Origin of the sequence: Methylobacterium symbioticum (assembly GCF_902141845.1) — a bacterium.
Classification (GTDB): domain Bacteria; phylum Pseudomonadota; class Alphaproteobacteria; order Rhizobiales; family Beijerinckiaceae; genus Methylobacterium; species Methylobacterium symbioticum.
Genome location: NZ_CABFPH010000005.1, coordinates 107,518 through 123,079, shown reverse-complemented (window position 1 = coordinate 123,079; position 15,562 = coordinate 107,518). Strand labels below are relative to the sequence as shown.

At 68.5% G+C, this 15,562-nt stretch carries 16 protein-coding genes; 8 read left to right on the top strand and 8 right to left on the bottom strand.

The window, feature by feature from the left end; all coding sequences use genetic code 11:
• Positions 1–98: GTP-binding protein (locus MET9862_RS03635; RefSeq protein ID WP_244612547.1), on the bottom strand; the 98-nt coding region annotated here is incomplete at its 3' end.
• Positions 99–415: 317 nt separating this feature from the next.
• Here MET9862_RS03635 and MET9862_RS03630 point away from each other — a divergent pair.
• Positions 416–1,324, top strand: a complete 909-nt coding sequence (locus MET9862_RS03630) for an outer membrane protein (protein WP_142581744.1) — start codon at positions 416–418, stop codon at positions 1,322–1,324.
• A gap of 166 nt (positions 1,325–1,490) precedes the next feature.
• Here the strand turns inward: MET9862_RS03630 and MET9862_RS03625 are convergent, their stop codons facing one another.
• The 3 genes from MET9862_RS03625 to MET9862_RS03615 form a co-directional block, all read right to left on the bottom strand.
• Entirely contained in the window at positions 1,491–1,892 is a 402-nt protein-coding gene (locus MET9862_RS03625; protein ID WP_185156738.1) for a hypothetical protein, read from the bottom strand.
• 143 nt (positions 1,893–2,035) lie between these two features.
• Positions 2,036–2,533, bottom strand: coding sequence for a DUF192 domain-containing protein (locus MET9862_RS03620; protein WP_438616591.1), 498 nt, complete (start codon positions 2,531–2,533; stop codon positions 2,036–2,038).
• The gene (locus MET9862_RS03615; protein WP_142581743.1) at positions 2,530–3,135 is read right to left on the bottom strand and encodes a cold-shock protein; all 606 of its coding nucleotides are present in this window, start codon (positions 3,133–3,135) and stop codon (positions 2,530–2,532) included. The genes MET9862_RS03620 and MET9862_RS03615 overlap by 4 nt, the downstream gene beginning before the upstream one ends.
• Before the next feature lie 308 nt (positions 3,136–3,443).
• On the opposite strand from MET9862_RS03615, the gene MET9862_RS03610 reads away from it, so the two are divergent.
• Complete coding sequence (locus MET9862_RS03610; protein WP_142581754.1) at positions 3,444–4,448, top strand: acetyltransferase domain-containing protein; 1,005 nt, start codon at positions 3,444–3,446, stop codon at positions 4,446–4,448.
• A gap of 24 nt (positions 4,449–4,472) precedes the next feature.
• On the opposite strand, the gene efp is transcribed toward MET9862_RS03610, so the two are convergent.
• Positions 4,473–5,039 (bottom strand): elongation factor P, encoded by a 567-nt coding sequence (gene efp, locus MET9862_RS03605; protein ID WP_142581742.1) that lies wholly within the window; start codon positions 5,037–5,039, stop codon positions 4,473–4,475.
• Between the two features lie 125 nt (positions 5,040–5,164).
• Here efp and epmA point away from each other — a divergent pair, with 125 nt between their 5' ends.
• From epmA to topA, 4 genes are all read left to right on the top strand, one after another.
• Complete coding sequence (gene epmA / locus MET9862_RS03600; RefSeq protein ID WP_142581741.1) at positions 5,165–6,214, top strand: EF-P lysine aminoacylase EpmA; 1,050 nt, start codon at positions 5,165–5,167, stop codon at positions 6,212–6,214.
• On the top strand, positions 6,211–7,254 hold the full coding sequence (locus tag MET9862_RS03595; RefSeq protein WP_142581740.1) for a lysine-2,3-aminomutase-like protein: 1,044 nt from the start codon (positions 6,211–6,213) through the stop codon (positions 7,252–7,254). The genes epmA and MET9862_RS03595 overlap by 4 nt, the downstream gene beginning before the upstream one ends.
• Positions 7,255–7,258: 4 nt before the next feature.
• Entirely contained in the window at positions 7,259–7,876 is a 618-nt protein-coding gene (locus MET9862_RS03590; RefSeq protein WP_142581739.1) for a glutathione S-transferase family protein, read from the top strand.
• Between the two features lie 157 nt (positions 7,877–8,033).
• The gene (topA, locus tag MET9862_RS03585; protein WP_142581738.1) at positions 8,034–10,724 is read left to right on the top strand and encodes a type I DNA topoisomerase; all 2,691 of its coding nucleotides are present in this window, start codon (positions 8,034–8,036) and stop codon (positions 10,722–10,724) included.
• Positions 10,725–10,763: 39 nt separating this feature from the next.
• On the opposite strand, the gene MET9862_RS03580 is transcribed toward topA, so the two are convergent.
• Positions 10,764–10,952, bottom strand: coding sequence for a hypothetical protein (locus MET9862_RS03580; RefSeq protein WP_142581737.1), 189 nt, complete (start codon positions 10,950–10,952; stop codon positions 10,764–10,766).
• Between the two features lie 233 nt (positions 10,953–11,185).
• Here MET9862_RS03580 and MET9862_RS03575 point away from each other — a divergent pair, with 233 nt between their 5' ends.
• A complete protein-coding gene (locus tag MET9862_RS03575) occupies positions 11,186–11,560 on the top strand; it encodes a TonB family protein (protein ID WP_185156737.1) in 375 nt (124 codons plus the stop codon).
• A 203-nt stretch (positions 11,561–11,763) separates the two neighbouring features.
• Here the strand turns inward: MET9862_RS03575 and MET9862_RS03570 are convergent, their stop codons facing one another.
• Positions 11,764–12,165 carry a response regulator gene (locus tag MET9862_RS03570; protein ID WP_142581735.1) on the bottom strand — a complete coding sequence of 134 codons (402 nt, stop codon included), beginning with the start codon at positions 12,163–12,165 and terminating at the stop codon, positions 11,764–11,766.
• 715 nt (positions 12,166–12,880) lie between these two features.
• On the opposite strand from MET9862_RS03570, the gene MET9862_RS03565 reads away from it, so the two are divergent.
• A complete protein-coding gene (locus MET9862_RS03565; protein ID WP_142581734.1) occupies positions 12,881–13,921 on the top strand; it encodes a sensor histidine kinase in 1,041 nt (346 codons plus the stop codon).
• Between the two features lie 13 nt (positions 13,922–13,934).
• On the opposite strand, the gene MET9862_RS03560 is transcribed toward MET9862_RS03565, so the two are convergent.
• The gene (locus tag MET9862_RS03560) at positions 13,935–15,545 is read right to left on the bottom strand and encodes an ABC transporter ATP-binding protein (protein ID WP_142581733.1); all 1,611 of its coding nucleotides are present in this window, start codon (positions 15,543–15,545) and stop codon (positions 13,935–13,937) included.
• Positions 15,546–15,562 lie beyond the last annotated feature (17 nt).

Here is a 15,562-nt window from a genome sequence, read left to right as displayed (position 1 = left end):
GTGATCGCCGCCGTCAGCGACGTCTTGCCGTGGTCAACGTGGCCAATCGTGCCAATGTTGCAGTGCGGCTTCGAACGCGAAAATTTTTCCTTGGCCATCGCTGTACGATCCTACGAAAGAGGCCGCGGCGCATCTCGCGCCGGATGAGAGTAGAGACCTGCGCTCTCGATCGCTCTCGAATGCACCGGCCGTCGCCGCCCGCGCTGGGTCAGACCCTGGGCGAAAAGCGCGGACCGCTTAGAGGGTCGCCGTCCTTTGATCAAGGGCCGTCGCGCCCGAGCAGGTGGCGGATCGAGGCAAAGCGCGGCCGAGACTCCGGAGCTTTCCGGCGACACTGTGGCAGTTCGGGCATAGTCGAGGCTATCAGCCAAGTTTAGCTTGGCGACAAGAACAGGACATTGCGGGCACGCCACACATGATCAAGAAGTTCCTCCTCGCGAGCGCCGCGTCGGCCCTCGTCGCAGGCGCGGCCTCCGCGGCCGATCTCCCGCGCCGTGCCGAGCCGCCGCCGGTCTTCACCCCGGTTCCTGTGTTCACCTGGACGGGATTCTACGCCGGCACGCATACCTCCTACGGGATCACCGACAACGGAGCGATCATCACGCGCGGCAACAATGGCCCCGGCGCGGGCCCGCTGATTGGCCCCACGAACACCAACACTGTCGCGAACGTCGCCTCCGGCCGTCGCATCGGGGTCTTCAGCACCGAGACTGACAAGATCGGGAAGATCGGCGGTGGCTTCGGCTACAATTACCAGTTCACGCCCGGCTCGGGCTTCGTCGTGGGCGTTGAGGCCTCGTGGACTTGGACGGACCTGACCCGTGGCCGCAGCTATGTGAGCCCGCTCAACGACGTGAGCACCTATCGGCAGAGCGTCGATTGGCTCGGCCTCGTCACCGGTCGCGTCGGCTACGCGTTCGATCGCGTGCTCGTTTACGGGATGGGCGGCTTCGCCTACGGCAACGTATTCTATGACGCGAATTTCCGCGGGAACGGCGCAGGCTTCCCGGTCGCCTATGCCGGCCGCTACAGCGATCTGGAGACCGGCTTCGCCTATGGTGGCGGCATCGAGTATGCCGTGCCGACCGATAGCTTCCTGAACTTCCTCAGCGTCGGCCGGTATCTCGGTATTAAGTCCGAAGCCATCACCCTGAAGGCGGAATATGTCCGCTACGATCTCGGCAGCCGGAATGTGCTGGTCAACAGCATCAACCCGGCGACGGGCGCTACCTTCACCGCTGCGACCGGTTCGTACACCTCGCGTTTCAACACCGAGGGTCACCTGATTCGTGCGGGCTTCAACTATAAGTTTGGCGGCTTCTAAAGATCTTCTGATCTAGTCTGAAGCTCAAACCTTACATTGAAGGGCGGGTGCCGAATGTGGCATCCGCCCTTATTCATTGAACACCAAAGGTGCAGACAAGATCCGCCGCCTACCACCGTGCAAGGGGCAATACGATCAGGCGCGTGCCGCCGGATCGGAAGAGGGTTCAGGCGCGGACCGCGAAGCGGGCGACGCGACGCTCGGGCTGACCATTCCCCACCTCGACGCGGGCCGCAGGCCGCAGCAGATCGCCGAGGACTTGGAAGCCCTCTCCTACCCCCTGCCCGGCCCGGATGCCGAATCCCAGCGCGAAGGACCGACGAAGCCCTTCGTCGCGCTCCAGACCGAAACGATCAAGGGCGGCGAAGAACGCCTCACGGAACTGGCTCGGACGGCACCAGCGCTTCTCGGCCATCTGCAGTGGCCAATCCCATAGGTTCTCGTCGCGCCGCGCGCCGAGAAGCTCACGGCCGATGAAGTAGCCGTTACGATGCTCCAACCCGTCCTCGGACAGAGACCACTCATCATTTCGGAATGTCGGGGCCGCGCAGCTGTCGATCATGGCCATCCTTGCCTCCCGCCTGGCCCTCGCGTCGCTTCTGGACGCGTTGCCTCGGTCGGAACATTTAAGGAACATTGGCCCGGAACGAGATTCTCGTCAAGCGCCTCGTTCTTGGTGCGTTCATGGGATGGCAGCGGCCCGTTCGCCCGTTAACGGCCCTTTCGGAAGAGTGGGTGCTCCACGCGGTCGCCGGTGCGCAGGCCGAGCCTGGCTGCCGTGCCGGCGTTGAGCTCCAGCACGGCGAGGACCGGCTCGCCCGATGGAATGATCGCGGTCGACAGCGGTTCGGTCTCGGCAGCGATCCGCGCGATCAACCCGTCCGCGCGGATGAAGAGCATGTCCAGAGACAGGTAGGTGTTCTTCATCCACATCGAGACCGGCTCCGTGCGTTCGAAGTCGAACAGCATGCCGTGATCGGCCGCCATGCTGCGCCGGTACATCAGGCCGCGGGATCGGTCGGCATCGGTGCGCATCACTTCGACGGAGAACCGATGCATCCCTGATTTCGCCTGGATGCTGAGCGGCTCGATTCTAGCGCTCTCCTGAGCGGCGGCGGGAACGGCAATCCAGGCAGGCGCAGACGCGGCCAACGTGAGGACGAGAGGCGCGAGCGCCCGGAAGCTACGCAACACGGGGGAGACCTTCAGTGGGAGGACGGGAGCGTCCCGTCGGGCAAACGGACTTCCGCCGCCATGGCTCCCTTGGAGCCGTCGCCGTAGCGCACGAGCACGGTCTCCCCAGGCTTCAACTCTGCAATCCCATACCGCCGCAAAGTCTCCATATGCACGAAGATGTCCGGCGTCCCATCGCCACGGGTGAGAAAGCCAAAACCGCGGAGGCGGTTGAACCACTTCACAACGGCCTGTTCCAGGCCGCTCGTCGGCGCCACGCTGACATGGGTCCGCGGCATCGGCAACTCGGACGGATGGATGGCGCTCGATGCATCCAGGGAGATCACGCGAAACGCCTGCCAGCCGCGGGCGCGCTGCACTGCCTCGACCACAATGCGAGCACCCTCGTTGGCGCTCTGATAGCCGTCGCGGCGCAGGCAGGTGATGTGCAGGAGCACGTCTGCGGTGCCGTCATCGGGCACGATGAAGCCGAATCCCTTGGCAATGTCGAACCATTTGATGCGGCCTGCGACCTCAACGAGATCGAGTCCCGGCTCCGTCGCATCTCGCTGGAACGTGCCGCTGACGTCCTCCGCCGACCTGGGGCCCCCCGACCCGGATCCGAATTCATCAGACATCACGATAAGCAACCCACACCGAATCGCATGCTGCGCTTCCGGAACAGGATTAACGAAGTCCTGATTCCGCGGAAGCCCATTTGGCCGTCAGGATGCCTCGTTGCGACGCAAGATCGCCAGCGGCGGCAGACCTGCAACAGGGCGCTCGGAGGGTACGCGATCCGGCTCAGGTGTGTGATCCGCGGCTATTTTTTGGGTTGCAGTCCGGGTCAAGAAGAGGCTGATTCGAACACGTTCACGTTTGCGGGAGTGGCGGAAGGCCGCGTCTATGGTGGCCTCGGAGCACCTTGGCCGGGTATGGCGTGCTCATGATCTCCGCAAATTCTTCGCAGGCGCCTTACCCGTCGGGTAACCACCGGCCAACGCCTCGTCTGCCCATCATTGATGCGGTTCGCGCCGGTGCAATCCTCGCGATGATGGCGTACCACACCTCCTGGGACCTAGGCTTCCTACGTCTGACGCCGGAGAATTATGCCCTAAGCTCTTTCGGCCGCACCGCAGCCCACGTCATTGCCGGCAGTTTCCTGTTCCTTGTCGGGATCGGCCTCGTCCTAAAGAATGGACGTGGCATCGATCCGCGATCGACCCTCTTCCGGCTTCTGCGCATCGTGGTGGCAGCGGCTGCGATTACCGGGGCGACCTGGTTCGCCTTCCCCGACAGCTTCATTTTCTTCGGCGTTCTGCACTGCATCGCCGCTGCGAGCGTGCTCGGCCTGCCCTTTCTATTTTTGCCGATCTGGGTGAGCGCGGCCTGCGCGGCCCTGGTTCTGGCAGCGCCTCATCTGGTGCATGCCGAAATCCTCGACGCGCCCGCACTCCTTTTCCTCGGACTCGGCATCGACACGCCGCGCACGAATGACTACGTGCCGCTCTTCCCCTGGTTCGGGTTGGTGCTTGCAGGGATCTGCGCCGGTCGGATCGGACTGCCGGCGCTCACACGCTCACGCTTCGGGCACTGGCAGCCGCACGGTAAGCTCGCGCGGTGGGCGACCTCGGCCGGGCGGCACAGCCTGGCGATCTACCTGATCCATCAACCCGTGTTGCTCGGATTGCTTACCGGTCTCGCGATGCTCGCAGGTCCGCATCCGCGAGCGGGCGAAGCGAGTTTCCGAGCAGAATACGTGCAGAACTGTATGCGTACGGGCGGTGAGCAAAGGTCCTGCCAAATCGCAGCGCGTTGCACGATGGAGCGCCTGCGCAGCGGGAGTCTCTGGCGCCCTGATGGCGGCTTCACCGTGGAGCAACGCCTAACGGCGCAAGCCCTATCACAAGCTTGCTACGAGGCTGCGGAGGGCACGCGGGTAGCTCCGTGAGCTTCCCCGCATGCCAGTTCTGTATCAGTCCTTAGCGCGCTCCACGTAGGAGCCATCGGCCGTCATGATCACGACGCGGGTGCCGGCAGCGATATGCGGCGGCACGGTGGTGCGTACGCCGTTCGAGAGCACGGCCGGCTTGTAAGAAGATGAAGCGGTCTGCCCCTTCAGCACCGGCTCGGTTTCAGCAACCTCCAAGACCACGCGCTGGGGCAGCTCAATCGTAAGCGGCGTGCTGTTGTGGATCGACAGCATCACGGCCATGCCCTCCTGCAGATAGGGGGCGGAATCGCCGATCACATCCTCTGGCACCGCTACCTGCTCGTAATTCTCGGGGTTCATGAAGTGGAACCCCTCGCTGTCTTGGTAGAGGAAGGTGTGCTCGCGATCCTCGACGAAGGCGCGCTCGACCTGCTCGGTGGTGCGGTAGCGCTCGGACACTTTCACACCGTCGGTGATGCGGCGCATATCGAGCTGCGTTACCGGTGTACCCTTGCCGGGATGGATGTTCTCCGCGAACAGGATGACGTAGAGCTTGCCATCCTTCTCGACGACGTTGCCCTTGCGGAGTGTTGAGGCGATCACCTTCACGGGATAGGTCCTGAATTTGACAAGGCGGTGCCCGCGCGCCAAGCGCGGTCGAGCCTCGCGGGAGCCACGGCTGGCCCCGCCACTATCCCATCTGCGGTCTCGTTGCCAGCCGCCGGGTCAAAACCGTGCCGACAGACGCAGATTCTCCTTGGTGGGCTCCTGCCCGACACGCCGACCGCCGCGCAGGCCTTCTCGCGCGCAACCGGATCACGGCAGCCATGCGCGCATATTTCGCTGCCTCTGGCTTTGTCGAGGCAGAGACCGCCTACCTGCAGATCTCCCCAGGCAATGAGGCGCATCTCTCGGCCTTCGGCACAGAGGCGATCGGGCCGGATGGCGCGCGCAGCCCGCTCTACCTGCACACCTCACCAGAATTCGCCTGCAAGACGCTGCTCGCCGCCGGCGAGACGCACCTGTTCAGCCTCGCGCGGGTGTTCCGCAACCGCGAACGGGGCCCGCTGCACCATCCTGAGTTCACGATGCTCGAATGGTATCGGGTCGGCGTTCCCTATACTGCGTTGATGACGGATTGCGCGTCGCTGATACGCCTCGCCGCCGAGACGGCCGGTACGTCTCGCTTGGTCTGGCGCGGTCGCTCTTGCGACCCCTTCGCCGAGCCGGAGCGGCTGAGTGTGGCCGAGGCGGTCTCACGCTATGCCGGGTTCGATCTCCTCGCTACGGTCTCGAGCAACGGCGCGACCGATCGCGACGCCCTGGCGGAGGCAGTCGCCCGCACGGATCTCCGCGTCGCCCCGGACGATACCTGGGCGGACCTGTTCAGCCGCGTCCTCGTGGCGAAGGTTGAGCCGAGGCTCGGGCTCGGCCGGCCGACTATCCTCTGCGAGTATCCGGTGAGCGAAGCCGCACTCGCCCGCCCGAGCCTGGCCGATCCGCGCGTCGCCGAGCGCTTCGAGTTGTATGCCTGTGGGGTGGAACTGGCGAACGCCTTCGGCGAACTGACCGATCCGGCCGAGCAGCGCCGCCGCTTCGAGGCCGAAATGGCGGAGAAGGGGCGGGTTTATGGGGAGGCCTATCCGATCGACGAGGAGTTCTTGCGTGCGCTGGCTGTGATGCCAGAGGCTTCGGGCTGCGCGCTTGGCTTCGATCGGCTGGTGATGCTGGCGATCGGCGCCCGACGCATCGAGGATGTCCTATGGACGCCGGTGGCCGGATGAGCCGCCCCTTACGCACCCTGGCCGAGCTCGCCGAGGCCGGCCTCCTGGCGCCCGCCGACCTGCCGGGGCTGGAGGCCGTCGCCGCGCGCTATGCCGTCTCGCTGACCCCCGACATGGCCGAGCTGATCGACCCAGACGATCCGGCCGACCGGATCGCGCGCCAGTTCGTCCCGCGGGCCGAGGAGAGCGTCACGGCGCCCGAGGAACGGGCCGATCCGATCGGCGACGACGCCCATGCCCCGGTGCCCGGCATCGTCCACCGCTACCCGGACCGGGTGCTGCTGAAGCCGCTGCACGTCTGCCCGGTCTATTGCCGCTTCTGCTTCCGGCGCGAGATGGTCGGCCCGGACGGGCTCGGCACCCTGAGCGAGGCGGAGCTCGACGCGGCCCTCGCCTATATCGCGGGCGATCCCGGGATCTGGGAGGTCATCCTCACCGGCGGCGACCCGTTCGCCCTCTCGCCGCGACGGCTCGGCGCCATCGCGGAGCGTCTCGCGCAGATCCCGCACGTCCGCGTCCTCCGGATCCATACCCGCGTGCCGGTGGTCAGCCCGGCCCTGGTGACGGACGACCTCGTGCGCGGCCTGAAGCGCTTCGGCCGGGCGGTGTTCGTGGCGCTGCACGCCAACCATGCCCGCGAGTTCACGCCGGCGGCCCGGGCCGCGGCGGCGCGCCTCGTCGATGCCGGCATCCCGATGGTGAGCCAGTCGGTGCTCCTGCGCGGCGTCAACGACGACCCGGAGAGCCTGGAGGCGCTGATGCGGGCCTTCGTGGAGAACCGGATCAAGCCCTACTACCTGCATCACGGCGATCTCGCCCCGGGCACCGGCCATCTGCGCACGGGCCTGCCCGAGGGCCAGGGCCTGATGCGGCAGCTGCGCGGGCGCCTCTCCGGCCTCGCCCAGCCGCTCTACGTGCTCGACATCCCCGGCGGCTACGGCAAGGTGCCGGTCGGCCCGGTCTATCTGCGCGAGGCCGATGACGGTCTGCGGGTGACCGATCCGCGGGACGGGGAGCATCCCTACCCGCCGAAGGAGTGACGGCATGCGCAGGCTTTGGGGACGCCTGAACTCGGTGAACGTGCAGAAGGCCGTCTGGGCCCTGGACGAGGCAGGACTGCCCTACGAGCGCGTCGAGGCCGGAGGCGCCCACGGCGTCGTCGACGATCCGGCCTATCGCCGCCTCAACCCGAACGGCCTGGTGCCGACTCTGGAAGAGGACGGCTTCGTGCTCTGGGAATCGAACGCGATCCTGCGCCACATCGCGCGGCGCGCGGGCCCGCTCGCCCTGCCGGCCGATCCGCAAGGTGCGGCGCGGATCGACCAGTGGCTCGACTGGCAGGCGACGAGCTTCACCCCGGCCATGCGCGACGCCTTCTGGCAGCTCTACCGCGCTCCGGCGACGGAGCGCGATCATGCCGCAGTTCAGGCCTCCCTCGCCCGAACCGAGCCGCTCGCGGCGATCCTCGACGCGCATCTGAAGGGCCGCGACTTCGTGGTCGGGACCAGCGTCTCCATCGCCGACATCGCCCTCGCCTGCGCCGCGCATCGCTGGCTTCATCTCCCCGTCGAGCGCGTCGGGCGGCCCGAGATGACCCGCTGGCTCGCCGGTCTGGCCGGCCGACCGGCGGCGGCCCGGGCGCTCGGCGAGCCGATCGGCTGAGGTCGCGGTCCGAGCCGTGATTTGACAACGCCTGCCCGCTGAACCACTTCTCGCCCCGCGCCGGGCCCCGCTCCGACGGGCCGTCCAGCCGCGCCATCCGCTCCCGCCCGCCGATCCGACCCGCCGCGGTGGACTCCGTCGAGAGGCTGATCCGTTCATGAAAGTCGTCGTCGTCGAGTCGCCGGCCAAGGCCAAGACGATCAACAAGTATCTCGGTCGCGACTACGAGGTCATCGCGTCCTTCGGCCATATCCGCGACCTGCCGGCCAAGGACGGCTCGGTCGATCCGGAAGCCGATTTCCAGATGATCTGGGAGTTGGAGGATCGTGGCTCGAAGCGCGTCTCGGAGATCGCCAAGGCGGTCAAGGGCGCCGAGAAGCTGATCCTGGCGACCGACCCCGACCGCGAGGGCGAGGCGATCTCCTGGCACGTGCTGGAGGCGCTGGCCGCGCGCAAGGCGCTCAAGGGCATCCCCGTCGAGCGCGTGACCTTCAACGCCATCACCAAGGCCTCGGTCGAGCAGGCGATGCGCAAGCCCCGCGAGATCGACCAGGCCCTGGTCGACGCCTATCTGGCGCGGCGGGCGCTCGACTACCTCGTCGGCTTCAACCTCTCGCCGGTCCTGTGGCGCAAGCTGCCCGGTGCCCGCTCAGCGGGCCGCGTGCAGTCGGTGGCGCTCCGCCTCGTCACCGAGCGCGAGTACGAGATCGAGACCTTCCGCCCGCGGGAGTACTGGTCGATCGTCGCGACCCTGGCGACGCAGGCAGGCGGCGTGTTCGACGCCCGCCTCGTCGGCGCCGACGGCAAGCGCATCCAGCGCCTCGATGTCGGCACCGGCGACGAGGCCGCCGCCTTCAAGCGCGACCTCGAACTCGCCACCTTCCGGGTGAAGAGCGTCGAGGCGAAGCCCGCCAAGCGCCACCCGCAGCCGCCCTTCACCACCTCGACCCTGCAGCAGGAGGCCTCGCGCAAGCTCGGCATGGCGCCTGCGCAGACCATGCGGGTCGCCCAGCGCCTGTACGAGGGCGTCGATGTCGGCGGCGAGACCGTCGGCATCATCACCTATATGCGGACGGACGGCGTCGACATGGCGCCCGAAGCCATCCGCGACGCGCGCTCGGTGATCGGCCGCGAGTTCGGCGACGCCTACGTGCCGGACGTGCCGCGCCGCTATGCGGCCAAGGCCAAGAACGCGCAGGAGGCCCACGAGGCCGTGCGCCCGACCGATATGGGCCGCTTGCCCAAGCACATCGCCCGGCATCTCGAGCCCGAGCAGGCGCGGCTCTACGAGCTGATCTGGACCCGCACCGTGGCGAGCCAGATGGAATCGGCCGAGCTGGAGCGGACCACCGTCGATGTCGAGGCGAGCGTCGGCCCGCGGCGGCTGGACCTTCGCGCCACCGGTCAGGTCGTGAAGTTCGACGGCTTCCTCACCCTCTATCAGGAGGGCAAGGACGACGAGGAGGACGAGGAGGGCAAGCGCCTGCCGCCGATGCAGGCGGGCGATCCTCTCACCCGCGAGCGGATCGCCGCGACCCAGCATTTCACCGAGCCGCCGCCGCGCTATTCCGAGGCGAGCCTCGTGAAGCGCATGGAGGAACTCGGCATCGGCCGGCCCTCGACCTATGCCGCCGTCCTGCAGACCCTGCGCGACCGCGAATACGTGCGCATCGAGAAGAAGCGGCTCGTCCCGGAGGACAAGGGGAGGCTCGTCACCGGCTTCCTCGAGAGCTTCTTCAAGCGCTATGTCGAGTACGATTTCACGGCTGACCTCGAGGAGCAGCTCGACCGCGTCTCGAACGCCGAGATCGACTGGCGCGCGGTGCTGCGCGACTTCTGGCGCGACTTTTCTGCCGCCATCGGCTCGACCAAGGAGCTGCGCGTCACCGACGTGCTGGAGGCGCTGAACGGGCTGCTCGGCGCCCATATCTTCCCCGACAAGGGCGACGGCTCGAACCCGCGCGCCTGCCCGACCTGCGGCTCGGGTCAGCTCTCGCTCAAGCTCGGTAAGTTCGGCGCCTTCGTCGGCTGCTCGAACTACCCGGAATGCAAGTACACCCGTCAGCTCTCAGCCTCCGGCGTCGAGGGCGAGGGTGACGGGTCCTCGGCGGAGGGCGGGCAACCGGGCGTGCGGGTTCTCGGCAACGATCCCGCGACCGGCCTGCCGGTGACGCTCCGCGACGGCCGCTTCGGGCCCTTCGTGCAGCTCGGCGAAGCCTCGACCGAGAAGGGCGCGGAGAAGCCCAAGCGCTCCTCGCTGCCGAAGGGGCTGGCGCCATCCGCCCTCGATTTGGATAAGGCCCTGCGTCTCCTGGCGTTGCCCCGCGAGGTGGCACGGCACCCCGAGACCGGTGAGCCGATCCTGGCCAGTCTCGGCCGGTTCGGGCCCTATGTGCAGCATGGCAAGACCTACGCGAATCTCGGCAAGGACGACGACGTCCTCGAGATCGGCGCCAACCGCGCCATCGACCTCATCGTGGCCAAGGAGCAAGGTGGCGGCCGGGGTCGTCCCGCCTCGGATCCCGGCCGCTCCCTCGGCAAGGATGAGGGCGGGCGTGAGCTCGTGGTGAAGGCGGGCCGCTACGGCCCTTACGTCACCGACGGCGAGGTCAATGCCACCCTTCCGAAGACGGCGAGCGCCGAGGCCCTGACCCTGGAAGAGGCGATCCGCCTCGTCACGGCCAAGCGCGAGGCCGGGGGTGGCAAGAGCGCTGCCCGGGGCCGGCGTACCGGCGCGGCCAAGGCCGGCGCTGCCAAGCCGGCAGCCAAGAAGACCGCGGCGACCAAGACCCCTGCGAAGAAGCCGGCTGCCCGAAAGACCGCGAAGACCGCTGCGAAGGGCAGTTGAGCCGAGCGGCAGCGGGACGACCCGCGCCGCCGCTTCCGGTCACACGAAGTAGGTGAGCGACGCCGCGACGGCCGTGGCTGCCGTTGCGGCCGCGATCGTGGTCGGATGCAGCAGGATCGAGCGGCGCACGCTGCCGAGCGATGCTTCGGGCCAACCGAAGGCCTCACCGGCGGCGCGTTCGGCGCGGAGGAGGCTGGCGTGGCGGCTCTCGGTGTCCGGCTTCGACATCGGCTCCGCCTCCCTTGGCGGTTATCCTGCCTCGCCTGCGGCTGAACCCGCGTCATCCGGCTTCGGCGAAGCTTTAGCCGGTGACAACGTGCGAACGCGTCCGAACGTTCCCTCCGCGGGGCCGAGCAATTGCTGCGGCTGGACATGGTTCGGCCTTTCCCGGCGCGCCTTATGCTCCGGCAGACGGCCGTGCATCGTCCGTCCACGGCCTCCACACGCCCGAGTTCATTGCTGTGCTCTCACGTCTCTCGCGCGCCTGCCTCAGCCTGATTCTGCTCTCCGTGGTTCCGGTCCGGGCCCAGCCGGATGTCCCGCCCACCGTGCGACGCTGGATCGCCACCGTCGTCACCCGGGTCGGCGAGGCGGGGCGGGCCTCGACCGCGATCCCCGACAGGACCGGGAGGGTCGAGATTCGTCTCCGCATCACCGCCGATGGGTCCCTGCGCGATGCCACGATCGAGCGCAGCTCCGGCTCGGCCCAGATCGATGCGCGCGCCCTCGCAGCCGCGCGGGCGGCCTCGCCGTTCGGGCCGCCCCCGCCCGCTGTGCTGACCGAGGACGGCACGACGGAGCTGAGCTTCCCGCTCGATGTCTCTGCGAGGCGCTGACGGCGCGACGCCCCGGGGCGAGGGAAAGGCGATGGTACGTCCGCGGCGACGGGCGCGACCCCTGTGACCGTCGCGCCGTCCTCTCGCCCCGTGCTCCGACCGGATGCTGAGGCGCAGCCGAGCCTCGGATCGCGATCGTGCATGGATCGGCGTGAGCGAACCCGCGCCCGATCTCTCGGGCCCGCACCCGGCGTCGTTCGCGGTCAGCGCGTCTCGGACATGGATCTGGGCTGGCCGGCCGCCTGCTCGGCGGCGACGAGCACGTCGAGGGCGCTCCAGGGCTTCGGCAGGAAGGTGGCGGCAGAGGGGAGATGATCGACCCGGTCGCCCGGCGCGCCGGAGGTCACCACCACCTTGATCCAGGGCCACCGTGTGCTGACGGCCTGAGCGAGGTCGACGCCGTCGAGGAAGCACGGGATCCGGATGTCGGTGAAGACCAGCACAACCTCCTCGGCATGCTGCTTGAGGTGATGCAGCGCCGCCTCGCCGCTCTCGGCCTCGACCACCCGGAACTCGGTCTCCTCCAGGATCGCGGCTGCCAGGTCGCGGACGGCACGATCGTCCTCGACGACGAGAATGCTCCGCTCACACACGGCTTGGCCCATCGGCAACACCTCTCTCGAACAGGTTGCACGGTCACGAGCACGGGTCTGCGCGGCGCTCGCCGGGATGCGCGTCGGTCGCCGGCAAGATGGGCGTGGAGTCCCCGAGACGCCGGCACACGGCAGATGAAGACGTACGGATCTCGTGACCTGAGACCCGGACGGATTCTTACGCGAGATCGTTGCGGTCGTCCGGCAATCCTGACTTCGGGCGCGTCCGGACAAGGCGCCATTCACATAGGATACTAACAGCCGCGATCCGGCAGAGTTTCGTCGGCGCACCGATTTTCTGAGCCGGCTGCAGCGTTGCCTCGAGCGCTCGCCGCAGGAGTGGATGCCGGTTCGGCGCGAGTGAGCGCGTCACAACAAGGGGTTAGAGCCTGTTTGAGGGCGAGCGGTGTCGATCACGCCTATCCCCTCCTCGCCCTGAGGATGAGGTGGATGGGCGGGATGAGCCAAGTCTCTGCCTGACGATCCGTCGATCCCGCTCAAACAGGCTCTCAGATGGCCGCGCTGCAGCCGCGACATCAGGAGACCACGCTCGCATCGCCTTCGCACGGGGCTTGCTATAGGAGCGGTGCGGATGGCGCGGCTCGTGAGCGCGGCGATGGGCCGGTCGGCGCATCGCGGCGGGGGCCGGATGGACAATGCGGATGCGGACTGAGCCCTGGTCTCGGCCGGTGTCGGTGGCCGCGTCCGCGCCGGATCGAGAGTAGAGATGACAGCCAGCGACGAACCGGTCCTGATCCTGGCGCCGGTCGGCGGGGATGCCGAGTTCGCAGCCGCGATCCTCGCCGAGGAGCGGGTGGCAGCCCGGATCTGCCGCTCCCTCGCCGAGATGGTCGCGGGTCTCGACGGCGCCTCCTGCACCATCCTCACGGAGGAGGCCCTGCTGGCCGAGGACCGTCAGGTCCTGGCCGACTGGATCACGCGCCAGCCGCCCTGGTCGGACTTCCCGTTCATCCTGCTGACGCTTCGGGGGACGCGGCCGGATCCCCGCCTGACCGAGGAGCTGGGCAATGTCAGCCTTCTGGAGCGGCCCTTCCATCCGGCGACCCTGATCACGGCCGTGCGGTTCGCCCTGCGCGGGCGGCGCCGGCAGCGCCAGGCCAAGGCCTATCTGGAAGAGCGCGAGCGGACCGCCGAGCGGCAGAGCCTGCTGATCCGGGAGCTGCATCACCGCGTGAAGAACACGCTCGCCACCGTGCAGGGGCTCCTCGGCGCCTCCGCCCGCTCGGCCACGAACATCGACGAGTTCTACGCGGCCTTCTCGGCGCGGATCATCTCGCTGGCCAAGACCCACAACCTCCTGACCGAGGATTACTGGCAGCAGGCCCAGCTGCGCGAGATGCTGGAGAACGAGCTCGGCCCCTACAACGATGCGGACGGGACGCGCGTGCGCCTCGACGGGCCGCGGATCGAGTTGGTAGCCGACCTCGCCGTTCCGACCGGCATGGCGATCCACGAACTGACGACGAATGCCGCCAAGCACGGCGCGCTCTCCGTGCCGCAGGGCCGGATCGCGGTGACCTGGGACGTGCGGCACACGGGACCGGACCGCGCCCTCCTGCTCGACTGGACCGAGCAGGGCGGCCCCTCCGTGCGGCCGCCCACGCGCAAGGGCTTCGGCTCGACCCTGCTGGAGCGGGTGCTGAAAGTGCAGTGCCAGGCCGAGATCACCTTCGACTACCGGCCCGAGGGGCTGCATTTCCGCATGGAGGCGCCGATCCCGAGCACGCGGACGGTGCCTCCGTACTGATCCCGGCTCGGTTTCAGGCCGTCTGCGCCTGCATCCCCGGGACAGCGGCCAGGAGGCTCCGGGTGTAGGGATGCGCCGGCTCGCGGAACAGGTCGGCGGTCCGGCGCGTCTCGACGATCTCGCCCCGGCGCATCACCGCGATGCGGTCGCAGATGGTGGCGGCCACGCGCAGGTCGTGGGTGATGAACAGCATCGCGATGCCGAGGCGGTTCTTCAGGTCCTCCAGGAGGGCGAGGACCTGGGCCTGGACCGAGACGTCGAGCGCCGAGACCGCCTCGTCGGCGACGAGCACGTCGGGTTCCATGGCGAGCGCCCGCGCGATGCCGATGCGCTGGCGCTGGCCGCCCGAGAAGGCGTTCGGGTAGCGCTCGGCGGCGCTCGGCTGCAGGCCCACCAGTTCGAGCAGCTCGCGGGCGCGGGCGCGGGCCTCCCGGGCCGGCGTGCCGTGCGCGATCGGCCCCGCCGTGATGATCTGCTCCACCGTGCGCCGCGGGTTGAGCGAGGCGAAGGGGTCCTGGAAGATCATCTGGATCCGCCGCCGCTCCGCCCGCAGCGCGGCCTGGCCCAGGCGGGTGAAATCGAGGGTGCCGAGACGGACCGTGCCGAGATCCGGCTCGATCAGGCGGATCGCGAGCCGCGCCGTGGTCGATTTGCCGGAGCCCGATTCGCCGACGAGGCCGAGGGTCTCGCCGCGGCGCAGGTCGAACGCCACCTCCTTCACCGCCGCGACGACCCGCGGCTTGCCCATCAGGCCGGTGCGGGTGGTGTAGGTCTTGGTCAGCCCGATCGCCTGGAGCGCCACGGGCTGCCCGTCGAGCGGCGCGCGCTCCGGGGGCGCGAGGCTCGGCACTGCGGCGAGCAGCGCCTTGGTGTAGGGGTGCTGCGGATTCCTCAGCACCGCCTCGGCGGTCCCGGCCTCGACGAGCGTGCCGCGCTGGAGCACGGCGACGTGGTCCGCGATGTCGGCGACCACGCCGAAATCGTGCGTGATGAACAGCACGCTCATGCCGCGCCGCTGCTGCAGCTCGCGGATCAGCTTGAGGATCTGGGCCTGGGTGGTGACGTCGAGCGCGGTGGTCGGCTCGTCGGCCACCAGCACGGAGGGCTCGAGGGCAAGCGCCATGGCGATCATGGCGCGCTGCCGCTGCCCGCCCGAGAGCTGGTGCGGATAGGCCCGCACGATCTGCTCCGGCTCGGGCAGCCCGACCTCGCGGGCGAGCTCCACCGCCCGGGCCCGGCGCTCGGCCGGCGTCAGGAGGTCGTGCGCCTCGAACATCTCGGCGATCTGGTCGCCGATGCGCATCACCGGGTTCAGGGCCGTCATCGGCTCCTGGAAGATCATGGCGATGCGCCGGCCGCGGAGCTGGCGCCAGCCGCGCTCGTCGAGGGCGAGCAGGTCCCGGCCCTCGAACTCGATCCGGCCGCCGGCGACCCGCAACACGCGCGGCAGCAGGCCGGTGAGCGCGTAGGCGCTCATCGACTTGCCCGATCCCGATTCGCCGACGACGCAGAGGATCTTCCCCGGCAGGAGGTCGAGGGAAAGGTCCTCGACGGCGTGCGGCCGGTCCGCGCCCTTCGGCAGCGCCAGGCAGAGGTTGCGGATGCGGACGACGGGCTCGGACATGGTCTCTGGCTCCCTGG